Here is a 16,627-nt window from a genome sequence, read left to right as displayed (position 1 = left end):
CAGGCACCCTCAACTTAACCGTTGGGGGTGCTTTTTTATGCGTGGATTATGGGTTATTTTAAAATCCATAAGTCAGTTTAATAATGATAAATAAATAGAAAAGTATCATCAAATCGCTCAGTCAGAAGAATGAAACCATCATTCCTGTAAAAGAATTGATGCTTGAATGTACAGATCACGAATCAATATGGGCAAACTGATTAAATTGTGTTATTTAATTTTTTGAGTAGATCGGTTTAAACAATGGAATTGTCAATGAAAACCAGCCGTCAAGAACAATTTTCAGTACGCTATCAAAAAATTTTAGCTGTGTCAGAAGAGTTGCTATTAGATCATTATCAGGATATGACACTAGATGATTTAGCCAAAGAACTCGATATTGCCAAAGGAACACTATATAAACATTTTAAGTCAAAGAATGAATTATTATTAGAACTGGTAATTCAGAATGAAAAGCGGGTACTGGCCATTTCACATCAGTATCAGGATGATTTTATTGGTTATGCTAAAGCATATATGCTTTACCATTTGAGAGCACCTGAAAAAATCATTGTATTGCACCAGATAGAAGAACAGCTGACAACGACTGAGTCGGGCTTAAAAGAGTTATTTCAGCAGCTTTATGATATTCGCCAACAGCGTATTTTATGTATTAAGGATATGACTAAAGATTACTTGGATCAGTTTCAGTCCAATATTTCAATTCGAGATTATTTATCCTATGTTTGGTCACTGATTTATGGAGCATGTCTACTTTTGAATTCGAGTTATTATCAACGTTCAATCGGGTCTCGTGAAAAGCTGATTGAATTGTATATTCATCAGGCATTAACTATTCCCAGTCAGCAAGAGCTGAGTTTTTCCTAAATAAAAAAGTGGCTTAAGCCACTTTTTCAATTCGACAATAATAAAAACCGTCACCCTGAGCAGTTATGGGTAGTAATTGTCGTCCATGCACTTGAGCAATACCCCAATCCGCTTCAATTTTGATTTCACGAGCATCGGCATGTTCAGCAAAAAAGTTTTGCATTTGCTGTTCATTTTCCGCTTTGAGAATTGAGCAAGTGATATAAAGCAATGTGCCACCGACTTTAAGCTGTGACCACATTTGCTGCAAAATCTGCTTTTGTAGCGCAACCGTTTCTACAATATCGGTTGACTGGCGGAGTAGGCGAATATCAGGATGGCGACGTAACACACCAATCGCTGAGCAGGGTGCATCTAGCACAATACAGTCTACGGGTTCAGATGCTGTCCACGTGGTGGCATCAGCAGCCAAAATCTGTACTTTATCGCTATTAAGTTGTAAACGCTGTAAGTTTTCTTGAACACGAAGCAGACGTTTGGCATCTTGATCGAGTGCAATCAGGTGTGCAGGCTGAAATTTTTCCAGTAAATGGGCAGTTTTTCCACCTGGTGCAGCACAGGCATCTACCACGATTTTGTCATTTAAATTAGGGAGCAAGCTGGCACAAAGCTGTGCATGTTGATCCTGTACGGAGAACCAACCTTGTTCAAAACCAATCAGTTCAGGAATTTGTACTGACTGCTGTAACACAATTCCCGCTTCGGCAATCGAACACGCTTCAGCTTGAATGCCTGCCGCTTGTAGCTTGGCAAGGTAGGCATCACGTCCGATCTTGCGTTGATTGACGCGTAAGGTAATGGCACTAGTTTGTTTCAAGGCTGAACAGAGTTCGCTTACTTGTTCTGGCCAGTCTTTTTTCAGGCGCTTGTAAAGCCAGCTTGGTAAGCCATGTGCCTGATTCAAAGTTTGTTGGAACTCAGCTGTTTCGCGTGTAGCACGGCGTAAAATGGCATTCACTACACCACTCATAGCAGGAAAGCCCAGTTGTTTGCATGCTGTTACTGTTTCAGAAAGAGCAGCATGTGCTGCAATGCGGGTACATAAAATTTGATATAACCCGACATATAGGCAGCTTTCTATGGCTGGATTATCCAAGGGCTTCGTGAGTAATGGTAAAGTGAGTGCTTTTAACCCGTACCACTGACGCAGCGTTCCCAAAACCAGTTCATGAAATAGCGCACGGTCTTTTGTTGCCACTTGTTCTAATTGCTGATGCAAAATTGCAGAAAGGGATTGACCTTGTTGCACAGCCAGTAAAGTTTTGACCACTTGAGCACGTAAATTCAACATTTGACTCATGATAGGATTTGTCCAACCTGTAATTTTTGTGCTTGTAAAATTTGTGCTGCATTTAGTGGCTTACCACCTGGCCATTGCAATTGGGTCAGACAAATGATCTGTTGATCGCCACACATGACATGTACACCCTGTTTATCAATCGCCACAACTTCACCAACTTGAGCGGTTACATTGCTGAGAGTTGAAAGCTGTGAATTCCAGACGCGTAAGTTGTTATTTTCACTGATCGGGAAAAAGGCAACTGGCCAAGGATTAAAAGCGCGAATGTTGAGGTCGAGTTGCTGGGCACTAACAGCCCAGTCAATTTGTGCTTCAGCTTTGCTGAGTTTATGCGCATAAACGGTCAGAGTCTCATCCTGCACTTCGCGCTGTGCCAGACAAGCTTGTAGTTGCTGTTCTGATGCAAGAACCGCACAAATCGCTTCTGCGCCTTGTAGTGCAAGTTTGTCATGCAGACTTGCCGAGGTGTCTTGTGCCGTGATTGGACAATAGGTTTTATATAGCATATCGCCTGTATCTAAACCTGCTGCCATTGCCATAATGGTCACACCAGTTTCATGGTCACCTGTGGCAATCGCACGTTGAATTGGTGCTGCACCGCGCCAGCGTGGCAACAACGAACCGTGAATATTCAGGCAGCCATATTTAGGCATGTCTAATACCGCTTGGGGCAAGATCAGGCCATAAGCGGCAACCACCATGACATCCGCATTGAGCGCGGCAAGCTCTTGCTGTGCTGCTAAGCCTTCTTCGGTTGAGGCTTTAAAATGTAAAGGCTGATAGACAGGCAGATTATGTTCCAAAGCAACCTGTTTGACGGCAGAAGCGGTGAGTTTTTGTCCGCGTCCTGCCTTACGGTCAGGCTGGGTATAAACGGCAATGATGTCATGTTCAGTTTGAATTAAGGCTTTGAGGGCTTCAGCCGCAAACTCAGGCGTACCTGCAAAAATAATCTTCAAGAGTATCACTCAATCGTTTCGCAAGGCACAATTATAACAGGTGTCGCGATTTAGCATTCTTGCAAATTACGCTGTTGAGGCAATTGTGCAAAGAAAATGCTTGAAACCAATATCAAAAATATACAAGCGGAACTTTGGCAAAATTTGTTAAACTTGCACCAGGTCAACATCTGCAAAGCTATTTTTATTGTTGATCGTACTTTTTGTCAGTAAATTGTTTGTTCAATCTGTAGGTTGATTTTTTAGAGGCTATGCTCATGTCTGTGTTTCGCCGTTGGTTTGATCCGATTCGATCGAGATGGTTTTACCAAAAACCGTCACGGCAAGAGGTTTTACCCACGGACAAAGGGTTGAGTATTTATTTGCGCCTTGATGATGTTTACAGTTATTTGGCAGTACAGCAATTGCCGCAGTTACATGAAATTTTAAGCGAGGAACTCAAACCGTTAAAGGTGATGATTTCCAGTCAGGCAGCAGAACCACCGAATAATATGACCGCACAGGAATGGCAGCAATACTGTCTTAACGATGCCAAGATTCTCGCACGCCAACATCGCTTTGGTTATGATGAACAGCCCGAGCTTCCAACTGCAGAAGCGATTCAACAAGCTGAAGTCATTTTAAGAAATACTCCATTACGTGAAGAACAATTTTTATATTTACTTGAAGATGTATTTCACATGTTGTGGCAACAGCAATATGGCAAACTTAGAACCCTGTATGCCATGGCAAGTCAGCAACACCAACCCCAAAATTTTCCTGAACGTTGTTTTATCGATACACCTGTCGCTGCGAGTTATTTTGAATTTGCTGACCGAAAATATCATGCAGTAGATGATTTACTGCGCTTAACGCGACGTCTGAAACAACAAAAATTATTGACTGACAACCCGATTTTTTTGATCAATCATATTGAGTGGCGTGAACACATTATGAGTGATGCAGAAGAGTTGGCAGAAATTCATGCGATGCATCCTGAGCTGGATTTATATATTGCACTTGAGGATCCGATTAGTTGGTTGCTCTTGGCTTACATTAAAGAAGAACTGGCAAATTATTATAATATTCAGTTGCGGGTTTATCCGCTGAGTTACCATGGGCGCGACTTTTTTGACTGGTCGCTTGCCACGCGGTTATCAAAACGTGCCGATGTGGCATTTACGCCGTTTTGCCGCCCAACCCAAGATGCTGTTTTAAATATTGCACGTTTGTTTTATAGCATCGAAGATGACGAACAGCGTGTTGATGTGATTTATGACATTTTAAAAGCGGTATGGAGTAAAGGGCAGGACTTGTCATTTGCCCCGCATGTTAATGCTTTACAGCAGAGTTTGCAGATTGAAAAATTGACCGAGGTCGATGTATCTGAGCTTTTGCAGCAAAATGACCAACAATGTTATGCGAAACATCAGCCTGACTTTCCAGTGTTAGAGTTGCGCATCGCAGGGCAGAGTTATGTCTTTAATAGCTTGTATCGGGTCTGGATGATCGAGAGCATTTTTAGTCATGTACTCGAACAACAATACAAGCAACAGACCACAAATGACTCGTCAAAAATGTAACTCTTTAGCCGAAGTTCGCCAACAGATTGATCAAATAGATCGGGCTTTAATTGAGCTTATCGCTGCTCGCCAAGCCTATGTGGATCAGGCGGTGGCATTTAAAAATTCACGTGCTGAAGCACCTGCACCGCAGCGGGTTGAACAGGTGATTGCCCAAGTGCGTCAGCATGCCGAGGCTTTTTCCGCAGATGCTGATCTGATTGAAAAACTCTATCGGCAAATGATTCAGCATTTTATTGAACGAGAATTACAGCATTTACCTGACTAAACCGCACACTGGTTCAAATCTAAAATCAGCATAAAAAAGTAGAATAATCATGTATATCGTCGAACTGAACTATTTACAGCCTTTGACTGCTGTCGATGCGTTATTAGCGCAACATGTGGAATGGCTACAGCAACATTTTGCTGCGGGACATTTTATTTCCGCAGGCGCAAAGCAGCCACGAACTGGAGGCATGATCTTGGTTAAGGATATGCCTGAAGCGCAATTAACGTCGATTTTGCAGCAAGATCCTTTTCAAAAGGTTGCTGAATATCGGATTAATCAGGTGCAGTTTTCACGCACAGCAACAGGCTTCGAGCAGTTACAACATTATTAAAATTGGCTTGGGATATTTTGCATCTGTTTGGCAGTCGCTTATGCGGCGCAGTGCAACTCCAAGTCGCATGTGTGATCGACACGATTTATCATTGTCATTGAGTCTGTGCCTTAAACAGAAAGGCAGCAGTTTTGATGCTGCCAGTTTGCCTGAGTAAAAAAATTGGGCTGCCAAGCGATAATTAAATTTTACAGTATCAAAAGCCAGTGGTTTTCGCTCAGCATTTTGTAGCATCGGTAGTGCATGTATTCTCAGCTCGATTGGGCAAAACTCATAACTTATAAATGTCGATTTCATTAGGATGACTTGTTTCTGAAATCACTTCCAAAATAAGCTGAACCAGGCCTCAGGCAATGCTTGAAGCAACTCCAGAAAATACGCATATTCGAACGCATCGCTTTGACCTAGCATGGATGTATGTTTTGAGGGAGAAGTAACATGTTGGGATTTGTGATGTTGGTATTTGCGTTTGCAGGTTTGGTTAAAGGGGTGATCGGTTTGGGGTTGCCTGCGGTTGCAATGGGGCTGCTCAGTATAGTGCTGTCTCCGTTTCAGGCTGCGAGCTTGCTAATAGTTCCCTCCTTGGTGACCAATCTCTGGCAACTGTTTAGTGAAGGTGGATGGTGGGTTTTGTTAAAGCGTTTCTGGACGCTGCTGCTAGGAGTAGTGTTAGGTTCCACGTGGAGCATCTTTCCAACCTTGGCAGATTCACATGTGCATAGTGGTTTTCTACTCGGCATGATGCTGTTGTTGTATGGCATCTATGGCTTATGCAGTAAGAGGTTGCCGAATCTTCAAACGCATGAAAAATACTTGTCGCCTGTTGTTGGGTATTTGGGCGGCGCGCTGACTGTTGCGACAGGGGTAATTATTATACCTGTTGTACCATATTTACAAAGTTTGCAGTTGCAACGCAATGATCTGGTACAAACTCTCGGCTTGACTTTTACCTGTGCCAATCTATGTCTGGCAGTTTTTTTACAGCAGCAATTAACGGCGACACAGAACATCAATTATTCATTATCTTGCTTGGTATTATTGCCTGCATTAGTGGGAATGTGGGGTGGTAAGCTGATTCGGCAGCGTTTAAATGAACAGAAATTTCGCCGTATTTTCTTTGTTGGGCTGATTTTTTTGGGAAGCTATATGAGCCTAAACACTTAAACAGGTGCAAGCAAAGCCCGTTTTTCCATTAAAAATTCACTCAGATGTTGATAGGCAATGGGCAGCTCATCAAAGTGGCGGCATGCCAATAACAGCTTACGGTTTGCCCAAGCGCCTTGCAGATGAATGTAGTGAAACGAATAGAGTGATTGTAATTGCTGTGCGGCACGCTGTGGCAAAATAGCAACACCGACACCATCGGCAACCACTTGTGCAATTGCGGAAAAACTGGGTAGGCGTAGGCGATATTCGATACTGTACCCGAGTTGCTGTGCCTGACGTTCAATTGATTGTTGCAGAGAGTGATACTGTTTTAAGCCAATAAAGGCAAAGTGCAGAGCATCAGCAAGGTTGATCTGCGTGTTGTGTGCTAAGGGATGCTGCATTGGGTAGATCAGGACCAGCGGATCTTCAGCGAACTCTAAAGTCTGTAAATGTTTGGTATTAAAAAAGCTCGAAACCAACCCCAGTTGCGCCGTACCTTGGGTTAATGCGGTGATGATATCAGCGCTTTCTGCTTCTTGTAACTCGATCTGTAGTTGAGGGTTTTGCAACAAATATTCAGGCAAAATTTTCGGCAAATATTCACTTTGTGCCGATGAGTTACACCATAAACACAATTGCTGTTTTTGTTGCGAAGAGAATTGCAGCATATGCTGTTGTAGGGAATGACCACGCTGTACAATCTCTTGAGCATATTCCAGAAAACTTTCTCCCGCGAAGGTCAGTTGCATTCCTGTGCTATGTCGGCTAAACAATTTGACCTCGAACTGTTGTTCGATTTTTTTCAGGCGCTCACTCGCTGCTTGTAGTGAAATAGCTGTCTGTTGTGCAGCTTGAGTCAGACTACCTGTTTTGGCAATCTGTAGCACCAGTTCTAAATCGAAAATCTCAAGGCGCATGTCCGTTGCCTGTTTTTTTACTGTGATTAGATTCAGTATGGCATAAAAAAAGCAGCCTTGCGGCTGCTATCAATATCGGGTTCTTTAATCTTTTTTCAGGTTAAAGAACCAGTTGAGAATAATGGCAGTAAAAGTCGCTGTGCCAATACCACCCAAGTTAAAGTGACCGAACATCAACTCAAAGTTGCCTGCACCCAAAATAATGGTGACAGCAGCCACAATCAGGTTTTTATTGTTGGAGAAATCGACTTTGTTTTCCAGCCAGATTTTTGCCCCAGCAATGGTAATTAAACCAAACACTACAATTGATGCACCTGTGAGTACCGCACCTGGGATAGTGCTAATCACTGCGCCAAATTTGGGTGATAGCCCCAAACAAATCGCAAACAAACCTGCAATCACGAACACGATGGTGGAGTAAACGCGGGTCACTGCCATGACGCCAATGTTTTCACCATAAGTGGTCATACCCGGTGCGCCAACACTTCCTGAAAGTGTGGTTGCCAAGCCATCGGCAAGGAAGGCTTTGCCCAGTTGTGGCGTCAGGTTTTCGCCTGTCATCGCGCCAACCGCTTTAATATGCCCAAGGTTTTCAGCCACCAAAATCAGCGCAACAGGGGCAATGATCAGCATGGCATTGCTGTCAAAAGTCGGGTGAGAAAAGCTTGGAATGCCAAACCATGCTGCTGCCGAGATCTGTGAAAAATCAATCGGTTTACCTAAGCCGAGACCATTGGTGGCAATTGCATAAATCAGATATGCCATGAGTAAGCCAACCAGTAGCAACAAGCGTTGTAGCAAACCACGGGTAAATACTGCGATTGTTCCCATACACAGGACTGTGATGAGTGCCATCCACATTTCAAACGGTTGACCTGCCACACCTTTAATGGTCACGGGTGCGAGGTTTAAGCCGATGATCATCACCACTGCACCTGTCACCACAGGTGGCATGAGTTTTTCAATCCAGCGTGTGCCTGTCAGCATCACAATCAGACCGATAATTGCATATAGCACACCACAGGCCACAATCCCGCCGAGTGCAACTGACAGGTTCGGGTTTGCACCTGAGCCTGTAATGTGTCCTGTTGCTGCAGCCACTACGCCAATAAAGGCAAAGCTCGAACCCAAGTAACTTGGAACGCGTCCACCTGTAAATAAAAAGAACAGGATGGTACAAATCCCTGACATTAAAATCGCAAGGTTCGGGTTAAAACCCATGAGTAGCGGCGCAAGAACGGTTGCACCAAACATGGCAAAGGCATGTTGAATGCCTAAAACCACACTTTGTCCAACAGGTAGATATTCATCGGTTGATACAGGGCGAGAATCAATTTGTCCCGCGTAGGGTCGCCATTTTGGAAACCAAGACATAACAAAAGCGCTCAAATCTTTACAAAATTGCGCACATGATACTCTCAGTTGAAAATGCTTAACATAGGCTGAAATTGTTGTTGGTCGTTTTTCTCAGAAGAATTATGAAGATGTTGATAAATTTATTTTGTTTATAAATGGCTTAGTTTAAATAAAAAAGACTTACTCGCCACATGGACGAGTAAGTCAGGTTGTATAAGGGTTGAGCAATTAGCCTGTATTACGCAGACCTGCGGCAATCCCTGTAATACTCACCATTAAGGCATGATCGACAGGCGTGTGTTCTGCCTGATGCTGTGCCAGATACTCACGGCGGCGTTTCATCAGTTCCGCTTGTAGCAAGTGCAGTGGCAGCAAATAGGTTTTACGCACTCGCATTGATTGATCCAGTACTTCATTTTGGCTGAGCAGCTCCGATTCTCCTTTGAGAATCAGTAAGGTATCAATCGCATCTTGCAGGCGTTGACGCAGTTCATTGCCCAACGCATGCAGATGCTCATTTTGAGTCAGATGGCTTTCATAGTACCAGGCAATATCTGCATCTGCTTTAGACAGCACCATTTCCAGCATGTCGATCAGAGTCTGGAAATACGGCCACTGTTGCAGCATTTCATCCAGTTTAGCTTTTTGCTCTTGGGCAATAATTTCATCCAGCGCTGCACCTGTGCCGAGCCATGCAGGCAACATCAAACGAATCTGTGTCCATGCAAACACCCAAGGAATGGCACGCAAGGATTCAATCCCACCACTGACACGACGTTTGGCAGGGCGTGAACCAAGAGGCAACATTTGTAGCTCAAGTTCTGGCGTCACGGTGCGTAAGTATTCAACAAAATGTGGATTTTCCCGCACAGTCTGGCGATAGACCTTGACTGAAGTTTCAGTCATTTGATGCATCAGTTCACGCCATTCAGTTTTTGGTACAGGCGGCGGTAACAAAGTCGCCTCTAAAGTCGCTGCTGTATAGACTTCCATATTTTGCAGCGCAACACCTTCAATACCAAACTTGAAGCGGATCATTTCGCCCTGTTCGGTGACGCGAATCGAACCTGAGATAGAACCTGGTGGTTGTGAAAACAAGGCTTGCTGAGTCGGTGCACCACCACGGCTGATCGAACCGCCGCGACCATGAAACAGGGTCAGACGGACATCATGCGCTTGGGCAACCGCAGTCAACTCTTCCTGAGCACGGTACTGCGCCCAGTTTGCCGACATAAAGCCAGCATCTTTGGCCGAGTCCGAATAACCAATCATGACCTCATGTTTACCCTGAATATGCTGTTTGTACCATTGCATATTGAACAGCGTATTCATGGTGTGGGCAGCGCCGTCTAAATCTTTGAGGGTCTCAAATAAAGGCACAATGCGTAATGGTTTTTGTATTCCTGCTTCTTTCTGTAATAGCAGTACTGCTAAGACATCACTCGGATGTTCTGCCATTGAAATAATATACGCACCTAAAGACTCAGCAGGTTGTTCTGCCAGTGTGCGCATGGTCGCAAAAACTTCCTGAACATCGGGATGATTAATCAGGCTATCTTCTGGTTCATTCAGTAATTTGGGTAGTAGTGGGCGTTTACTTTGCAGTTCATTGAGCAAGAAGTTCTGGCGTGCCTGTTCAGTCCAAGTTTCAAAATTGCCTAGACCTAAATATTCAGTAATCGCAGACAGCGCCTGACGGTGGCGTCCCGATTCCTGACGAATATCGAGTTTCAGCAGTTCAATCCCGAAACAGTGCACACGATGAATAAAGTCGAGCAAGTTGCCATTGGCAATTTCAGGCAAGTTACTGTCGATTAAAGAACGATGGCAAAGGAGTAGTGGTTCAAGTAATTCTGCTTTATGGCGAATCACCCGATGATCTTCGATGGTTTCCAGACCTTGCAGTTTGTCAGACAGCCACTGACGGGTAATGCGTAGACGTTCGCGCAGATCGCGTAAATATTCACGGTAAGGCTCGGCATGTTCACGACCAAGTGCCTGACGTAGTTCATCCGAACATTGCTGAATTGACAGTTCCCAACGCAGACTTTCGAGGTCACGTAAATATAGCTCGGTGGCTTGCCAGCGCGAGAACCACAACACTTGCTGGGTGACGTCATGGGTGACATTCGGGTTACCGTCGCGGTCACCACCCATCCATGAGGCAAAACGGATCGGGGTTATGTGGGTTGGCAACGCCTGTCCACAATGTACCTGAACTAGTTCGTTCAGCTCACGGATGAACTTCGGTACCGCTTGCCATAAAGTTTGCTCAATGACGGTAAAGCCCCATTTTGCTTCATCAATTGGGGTTGGTTTTTGGCGGCGGATTTCATCGGTCTGCCAGGCTGAGCAAATCAGTTGTTTGAGTTTTTCTAAGGCTTGCTGACGCTGTTTCGGGGTCAGTTTTTGCTGATCAAGTTGTTCGAGGCAACGGTTAATATCATCATATTTTTGAATCAGGGTACGGCGGCTAACTTCGGTTGGATGCGCGGTCAGTACCAGTTCAATATTTAAATCGCAAATTTGTTGATAGAGCGTTTCTGCCGAAATTTGTCGTTGTTTAAATTTTTCAAATAACGGTTCGAGCGGATTTGGAGAGGGCTGATTTTCATCGAATTCGCTGGCACGGCGGCTACGTACTACGTGGTACTGTTCAGCAATATTGGCAAAATTCAGGAAATGGGTGAAGGCACGCGTGAGCGGTAAAATTTCTTTATCTTCAAGATTGAGAAAAAGTTGTTCTAACTGTTTTTCCGCTTCGATTTGTCCATCGCGAGCACCCTTGGCGAGAGCACGAATTTGTTCGACTTGATTAAACAAGTCCTGACCTGCGTGAGCTTTTAGGGTTTCTCCCAGTAAATTGCCCAGTAGTCTGACGTCTTCGCGTAATGGAGCATCGATATGTTGTGCCATATTTAAATTCCTTATGGGATGAACTATGGTCTATTGAAATATAAAAAGAGAATTGTCTTTTATATCAGAGTGTCGCTTTTATCTAAACATAACAAATTTATCTAGAAAAGCCTTTAGCCATTGGTCGTGTAAGCTCGGAAAAAATGTTGGTTTTGAGTAGACGGCCGACTGGAAAATTCAGATCACTCGGGCAAATTGCCAGTAGATGACTGACAGGTTAGGAAAAAACTTGTTTTTTTGTGAAATAGTCTAGTTTTTGGCGGAAAAAAATTATGGAAAAGGATGCGAAAATTACAAAACTCACCTATAGTAACAGGTCAATTTTCCCAAATCGTATAATCATTTTTTCAGGGCATGTCCTATGTCGTGAAGGGGTCAAATTTCCATGGCGCAAGACAAGGTTGAGCAGCATCGTCATTATATAACAATGGCGTATATGTTTATGTTTTTGGCACTATTTACGATTGTGACAGGATTAATTGCATATTTGCTCGCAGCTAAAGTTGCTCATAGTTCTCAAGCTGAAGTCTGGATTCAGGCACATGGCATCTGGGTGATGCGTAGTGTGATTTTATTTATGGTGATGGGCGTGTTTGCAGGGCTATGGTTTATTCCATTGGCATTTTATGCTTGGAACGACATGCTTTGGGTCACTGGCTGTACAGTCGCAGGTGTGATTTTTGCCTTTATTGCGTGGATGTATTTCTTAAACTGCTTTATTCAAGGCTTGTCTAAGTATTTCAAAAAGAAAGCAGTATTTTAATTTCACGATTTTTTTCACTCTGTTGCCTTGTAAAACAGGTAAAGATCCCAACTTTACTTGGAAGTTGTTCTATTTGAAATTCCGTGAGGAGCATCGCCTGTCATGGCTAAACGTGATTATTATGAGGTTTTAGGCGTTTCTAAAACTGCTAGTGATGATGAAATTAAAAAAGCCTACCGCAAGTTGGCGATGAAATACCACCCAGACCGCAACCCTGACAACCCTGAAGCTGAAGAAAAATTCAAAGAAGCAGCAGAAGCCTATGAAGTGCTTTCCGATGGTGAAAAGCGCAGCATGTATGACCGTATGGGGCACAATGCCTTTGAAGGTGGCTTTGGTGGTGGTGCTGGCGGCGGCTTTGGTGGCTTTAGTGCGGAAGATATTTTTAGTCAATTTGGCGATATTTTCGGTGGAGCATTTGGTGGTGGTGGACGTCAACAGCAACGTCAGCGCCGTGGTTCCGACTTACGCTATGTGATGGAACTAACCCTTGAAGAAGCCGTAAAAGGCGTGAAAAAAACCATTACCTTTACTGCACCTGCGCCGTGCGAGGCGTGTGATGGTAAAGGCTCGCAACAACCGAATGACGTCGAAACCTGTAAAACCTGTCATGGTGCAGGTCAGGTGCGTATGCAGCAGGGTTTCTTCTCTGTACAGCAAACCTGTGGTACCTGTCGTGGACAAGGTAAAATCATTAAAAACCCATGTCAGAAATGTCATGGCTCAGGTGTGACAGATCGTCAGCAAACGCTGGAAGTGACAATTCCTGCAGGCGTGGACAATGGCGATCGTGTACGTTTAACAGGGAAAGGCGAAGCGATTCGTGATGGTCAGGCAGGCGACTTGTATGTTGAAGTTGTGGTGCGTGAACATGAAATCTTCCAGCGCGATGGTGCTGACCTGTATATGGATGTGCCGATTAGCGTGGCCGATGCCGCTTTAGGTAAAGAAATCCAGATTCCAACCCTTGATAGTCGTGTGAGTCTGAAAATTCCTGAAGGTACGCAAAACGGCAAAGTATTCCGTTTACGCGGCAAAGGCGTTCGTCCTGTACGTAACAATATGGTCGGTGATTTGCTCTGTCGTATTGTTGTTGAAACACCAGTGAATTTGACTGCACGTCAACGTGAATTGCTCAAAGAGTTGCAAGCAACGATGGATGGCAATGATCAGCATTCGAGTGCCAAGAAAAAATCATTCTTTGATCGTTTATTTGACTGATCTGTCTGATTGATTTTTAGAAAAAACCTGCTGCCCAAAAGCAGGTTTTTTTATATCAGATTGCACATGCATAGAAATAAGTTTTGTTATAGTAAGCACATTGATTAAAAAATTTAGGAAATGACAACATGTCTACATCACCACGTATCGGCATTTTAGGTGCTGGCGGTCGTATGGGTCGCATCTTGATTCAGGCTGTGCAACAAGCTGGTTATCAACTTGCAGCAGCGGTAGAACGCCCAGAAAGTTCTTTGGTCGGCACAGATGCTGGCGAACTGGCAGGTATTGGTGCGGTAGGTGTGAAAGTTTCAGGTTCACTCGAAGCGGTTTTGGCAGATGTGGATGTGGTGATTGATTTCACAGCACCTGTGGCGACTGAACAACATTTGAAAATCTGCCGTGATGCAGGTGTGGCGATGGTCATTGGCACCACAGGTTTGTCAGATGAGCAAAAACAATTGCTCAATGACACGGCAAAACAGATTCCAGTGGTGTATGCAGCCAACTATTCTGTAGGGGTTAATGTTTCGATTAAACTGTTAGAGCTTGCAGCACAAGTCTTTGGCGATACGGTTGATATTGAAATCATTGAAGCACATCACCGTCATAAAGTCGATGCACCGTCGGGTACTGCACTCATGATGGGCGAAGCGGTTGCGGATACCTTGGGTCGTAACTTAAAAGAAGTGGCGGTGTATGGTCGTGAAGGACATACAGGTCCACGTGATCGTCAAACCATTGGCTTTGAAACCATCCGTGGTGGCGACATTGTCGGTGAACATACCGTGATGTTTATTGGTGAAGGCGAGCGTGTAGAAGTGACACATAAAGCCACCAACCGTATGAACTTTGCCTCAGGTGCGGTACGTGCAGCAGCATGGGTTGTAGGGCGTGATGCAGCCAAATACGACATGAAAGATGTTCTAGGCTTGTAAGATCTTGCCAGATATAAAAAAGCCAGTCTTGTGACTGGCTTTTTGCATTTTAGGCTGAGGCTTGGCAAGCAGCAGGATTGTCATGTTGATACAGGAGTTTTTGTACCAACACCAGAATTAGGGTCAGTGCCGCGAGGACTGCACCACTGACTGGAACGGCGGCATAACCCAGATTCATGCTTAGTACAGCACCACCGAGTGCGGCACCTAGCGCATTGCCCAAGTTAAATGCCCCGATATTGACGGAAGATGCCAGTCCAGAGGCTTCATGGGCAACTGACATGACCCGCATTTGTAATGGTGGAACCAGACCGAAGGTTGCTGCACCAAAAACAATCAGCGAGATGGCTGCGCCAATTGGCGTTTTGGCTAAAATCGGGAACAGCGCCATCAACACCATTAAAACGACTAAAAAGCCAATCAAGGTACGGTTAATCGACTGGTCGGAAAACTTGCCGCCATAGTGGTTACCAATCGAAAATCCGAGTCCGACCAACACCAGCATGAAGGTGACAAAATTCGGTGATGCATGAGTAATTGTGCTGAGTGTCGGTGCGATATAGGTATATAGGGTAAATAAAATGCCTGAACCCATCACTGTGGTTAACAGCGCCAACATCACTGCGGGGCGGGTCAAAACTTTCAGCTCCTGCATGACATCGGGTTTTTGTCCCACTGAACCTTGTGGTAAAGCTTTATACAGGGACAGCATGGTGATAATGCCCAGCACAGCAATTCCCACAAAAGAACTGCGCCAGCCAATATGCTGACCGAACCATGTCGCCAGTGGCACACCACCAATATTGGCAATAGTCAGCCCCATAAACATCATGGCGATGGCACTGGCTTGCTTGTCTTTGGGTACCACACTGGTTGCTACAATCGAACCAATCCCGAAGAATGCGCCGTGGTTTAAACTGGTAATCACCCGAGCGCCCATCAGGCTTAAATAATTGGGGGCAATTGCTGCGATCAGGTTACCAAGAGTAAAAATTGCCATCAGGATAATCAGCGCCTTACGCCGTGGAAAATGTCCAAACCACAAGGTCATGATCGGTGCACCAATCATCACCCCGAGCGCATAACCTGTAATCAACATGCCCGCAGTGGGAATGCTAATGCCGAGGTCATGCGCAATATTGGGCAATAAGCCCATCGGAGAAAATTCAGTCGTGCCAATCGCAAATGCACCAATCGCTAAAGCCAGTAAGGGTAAATTGATTTTCATAGGTGATCCTTTAATCCCACGCTGGCGCGAGCTGTTCAGGGTTGATCTCACGTCCGTTACGTTCTAGCTGTGCAATTTGCTGCATCTCTTCAGCACTGAGCTGTAACGCTTGTGCCTGTAAGTTATGCAACAAGTGTTCACGCCGGGTTGAAGAGGGAATCACGGCAAAACCTTTTTGCAATGCCCATGCCAGTGCCACTTGAGCACTCGATGCCTGATGCTCAGCGGCAATCGCATTTAACACAGGATCATGCAGCACTTTGCCATAGGCCAAAGTCATGTAAGAGGTGACATCAACATCTTGAGCCTGCAAGAAATTGACCAATTTGCGGTTTTGCAAATATGGACTCAGTTCAACCTGATTGGTGGCGATGTGCTGTTTGCCAATTACATCAATCGCCTGTTGGCTCAGGGCAATATTGAAGTTGGAAACCCCGATCTGTTCAGTTAAACCTTGCTGTTTGGCTTCGAGTAAAAGCTGCAAAACTTCGCTGATATTCACCCCCATTTTCGGTGCTGGCCAGTGAATCAAGGTCAGGTTGACCGCATCGGTACGCAGTTTGTGCAAGCTGTCTTTCAGACTTGGAATAAATTTTTCAGGGCTAAAATTATCCACCCAGATTTTTGTGGTCAGAAACAGTTCATTACGCGCTACGCCACTTTCAGTAATGGCTTGCCCAACCTGTGCTTCATTGTCATAAATCTGGGCAGTATCGATAGCACGATAGCCCACCTCTAGCGCAGTTTTGACCGAATCAATCACCACCTGATCTTTCAGGCGGAATGCCCCTAAACCAAAACGAGGAATATGCATAGGATATGCTCAGTTATTTTCAGATGTTGACTATTTTG

15 protein-coding genes are annotated in these 16,627 nt (G+C 44.7%); 8 read left to right on the top strand and 7 right to left on the bottom strand.

Annotated features, from left to right (window positions below):
* Positions 1-255 precede the first annotated feature (255 nt).
* Positions 256-867 carry a TetR/AcrR family transcriptional regulator gene (locus tag F975_RS00200; protein ID WP_004749217.1) on the top strand — a complete coding sequence of 204 codons (612 nt, stop codon included), beginning with the start codon at positions 256-258 and terminating at the stop codon, positions 865-867.
* A gap of 13 nt (positions 868-880) precedes the next feature.
* On the opposite strand, the gene rsmB is transcribed toward F975_RS00200, so the two are convergent.
* Positions 881-2,167 carry a 16S rRNA (cytosine(967)-C(5))-methyltransferase RsmB gene (gene rsmB, locus F975_RS00195; protein ID WP_004749216.1) on the bottom strand — a complete coding sequence of 429 codons (1,287 nt, stop codon included), beginning with the start codon at positions 2,165-2,167 and terminating at the stop codon, positions 881-883.
* A complete protein-coding gene (gene fmt / locus F975_RS00190) occupies positions 2,164-3,126 on the bottom strand; it encodes a methionyl-tRNA formyltransferase (protein ID WP_004749215.1) in 963 nt (320 codons plus the stop codon). Before fmt ends, rsmB begins: the two co-directional genes overlap by 4 nt.
* A 257-nt stretch (positions 3,127-3,383) precedes the next feature.
* Here fmt and F975_RS00185 point away from each other — a divergent pair, with 257 nt between their 5' ends.
* From F975_RS00185 to F975_RS00165, 4 genes are all read left to right on the top strand, one after another.
* Complete coding sequence (locus tag F975_RS00185) at positions 3,384-4,688, top strand: hypothetical protein (RefSeq protein WP_004749214.1); 1,305 nt, start codon at positions 3,384-3,386, stop codon at positions 4,686-4,688.
* Positions 4,669-4,956, top strand: coding sequence for a chorismate mutase (locus tag F975_RS00180; RefSeq protein WP_004749213.1), 288 nt, complete (start codon positions 4,669-4,671; stop codon positions 4,954-4,956). Before F975_RS00185 ends, F975_RS00180 begins: the two co-directional genes overlap by 20 nt.
* Positions 4,957-5,005: 49 nt before the next feature.
* The gene (locus F975_RS00175) at positions 5,006-5,290 is read left to right on the top strand and encodes a YciI family protein (protein WP_004749212.1); all 285 of its coding nucleotides are present in this window, start codon (positions 5,006-5,008) and stop codon (positions 5,288-5,290) included.
* 438 nt (positions 5,291-5,728) lie between these two features.
* A complete protein-coding gene (locus tag F975_RS00165) occupies positions 5,729-6,454 on the top strand; it encodes a sulfite exporter TauE/SafE family protein (protein WP_004749210.1) in 726 nt (241 codons plus the stop codon).
* Here the strand turns inward: F975_RS00165 and F975_RS00160 are convergent.
* The 3 genes from F975_RS00160 to ppc all read right to left on the bottom strand — a co-directional run bounded on the left by F975_RS00160 (position 6,451) and on the right by ppc (position 11,628).
* Positions 6,451-7,356 carry a LysR family transcriptional regulator gene (locus F975_RS00160; RefSeq protein WP_004749209.1) on the bottom strand — a complete coding sequence of 302 codons (906 nt, stop codon included), beginning with the start codon at positions 7,354-7,356 and terminating at the stop codon, positions 6,451-6,453. The two genes, F975_RS00165 and F975_RS00160, sit on opposite strands and share 4 nt — an antisense overlap.
* An 84-nt stretch (positions 7,357-7,440) precedes the next feature.
* Positions 7,441-8,730, bottom strand: coding sequence for a solute carrier family 23 protein (locus F975_RS00155; RefSeq protein ID WP_004749208.1), 1,290 nt, complete (start codon positions 8,728-8,730; stop codon positions 7,441-7,443).
* A 210-nt stretch (positions 8,731-8,940) separates the two neighbouring features.
* Entirely contained in the window at positions 8,941-11,628 is a 2,688-nt protein-coding gene (gene ppc, locus F975_RS00150) for a phosphoenolpyruvate carboxylase (RefSeq protein ID WP_004749206.1), read from the bottom strand.
* A gap of 385 nt (positions 11,629-12,013) precedes the next feature.
* On the opposite strand from ppc, the gene F975_RS00145 reads away from it, so the two are divergent.
* The 3 genes from F975_RS00145 (at position 12,014) to dapB (ending at position 14,547) form a co-directional block, all read left to right on the top strand.
* Positions 12,014-12,391: a hypothetical protein gene (locus F975_RS00145; RefSeq protein ID WP_004749205.1), complete on the top strand. Its 378-nt coding sequence runs from the start codon at positions 12,014-12,016 to the stop codon at positions 12,389-12,391.
* A 102-nt stretch (positions 12,392-12,493) separates the two neighbouring features.
* Positions 12,494-13,612 (top strand): molecular chaperone DnaJ, encoded by a 1,119-nt coding sequence (gene dnaJ / locus F975_RS00140; RefSeq protein WP_004749204.1) that lies wholly within the window; start codon positions 12,494-12,496, stop codon positions 13,610-13,612.
* A 128-nt stretch (positions 13,613-13,740) separates the two neighbouring features.
* Positions 13,741-14,547 carry a 4-hydroxy-tetrahydrodipicolinate reductase gene (gene dapB / locus F975_RS00135; RefSeq protein ID WP_004749203.1) on the top strand — a complete coding sequence of 269 codons (807 nt, stop codon included), beginning with the start codon at positions 13,741-13,743 and terminating at the stop codon, positions 14,545-14,547.
* A gap of 49 nt (positions 14,548-14,596) precedes the next feature.
* Here the strand turns inward: dapB and F975_RS00130 are convergent, their stop codons facing one another.
* Positions 14,597-15,775 carry an MFS transporter gene (locus F975_RS00130; protein ID WP_004749202.1) on the bottom strand — a complete coding sequence of 393 codons (1,179 nt, stop codon included), beginning with the start codon at positions 15,773-15,775 and terminating at the stop codon, positions 14,597-14,599.
* A gap of 10 nt (positions 15,776-15,785) precedes the next feature.
* Positions 15,786-16,589, bottom strand: coding sequence for a 2,5-didehydrogluconate reductase DkgB (dkgB, locus tag F975_RS00125; protein WP_004749200.1), 804 nt, complete (start codon positions 16,587-16,589; stop codon positions 15,786-15,788).
* Between the last annotated feature and the right edge of the window lie 38 nt (positions 16,590-16,627).

The sequence above is a fragment of the Acinetobacter brisouisimilis genome (assembly GCF_000368265.1).
In the GTDB taxonomy this organism is placed as follows: Bacteria; Pseudomonadota; Gammaproteobacteria; order Pseudomonadales; family Moraxellaceae; genus Acinetobacter.
This window is presented reverse-complemented; position numbering and strand designations above follow the sequence as displayed.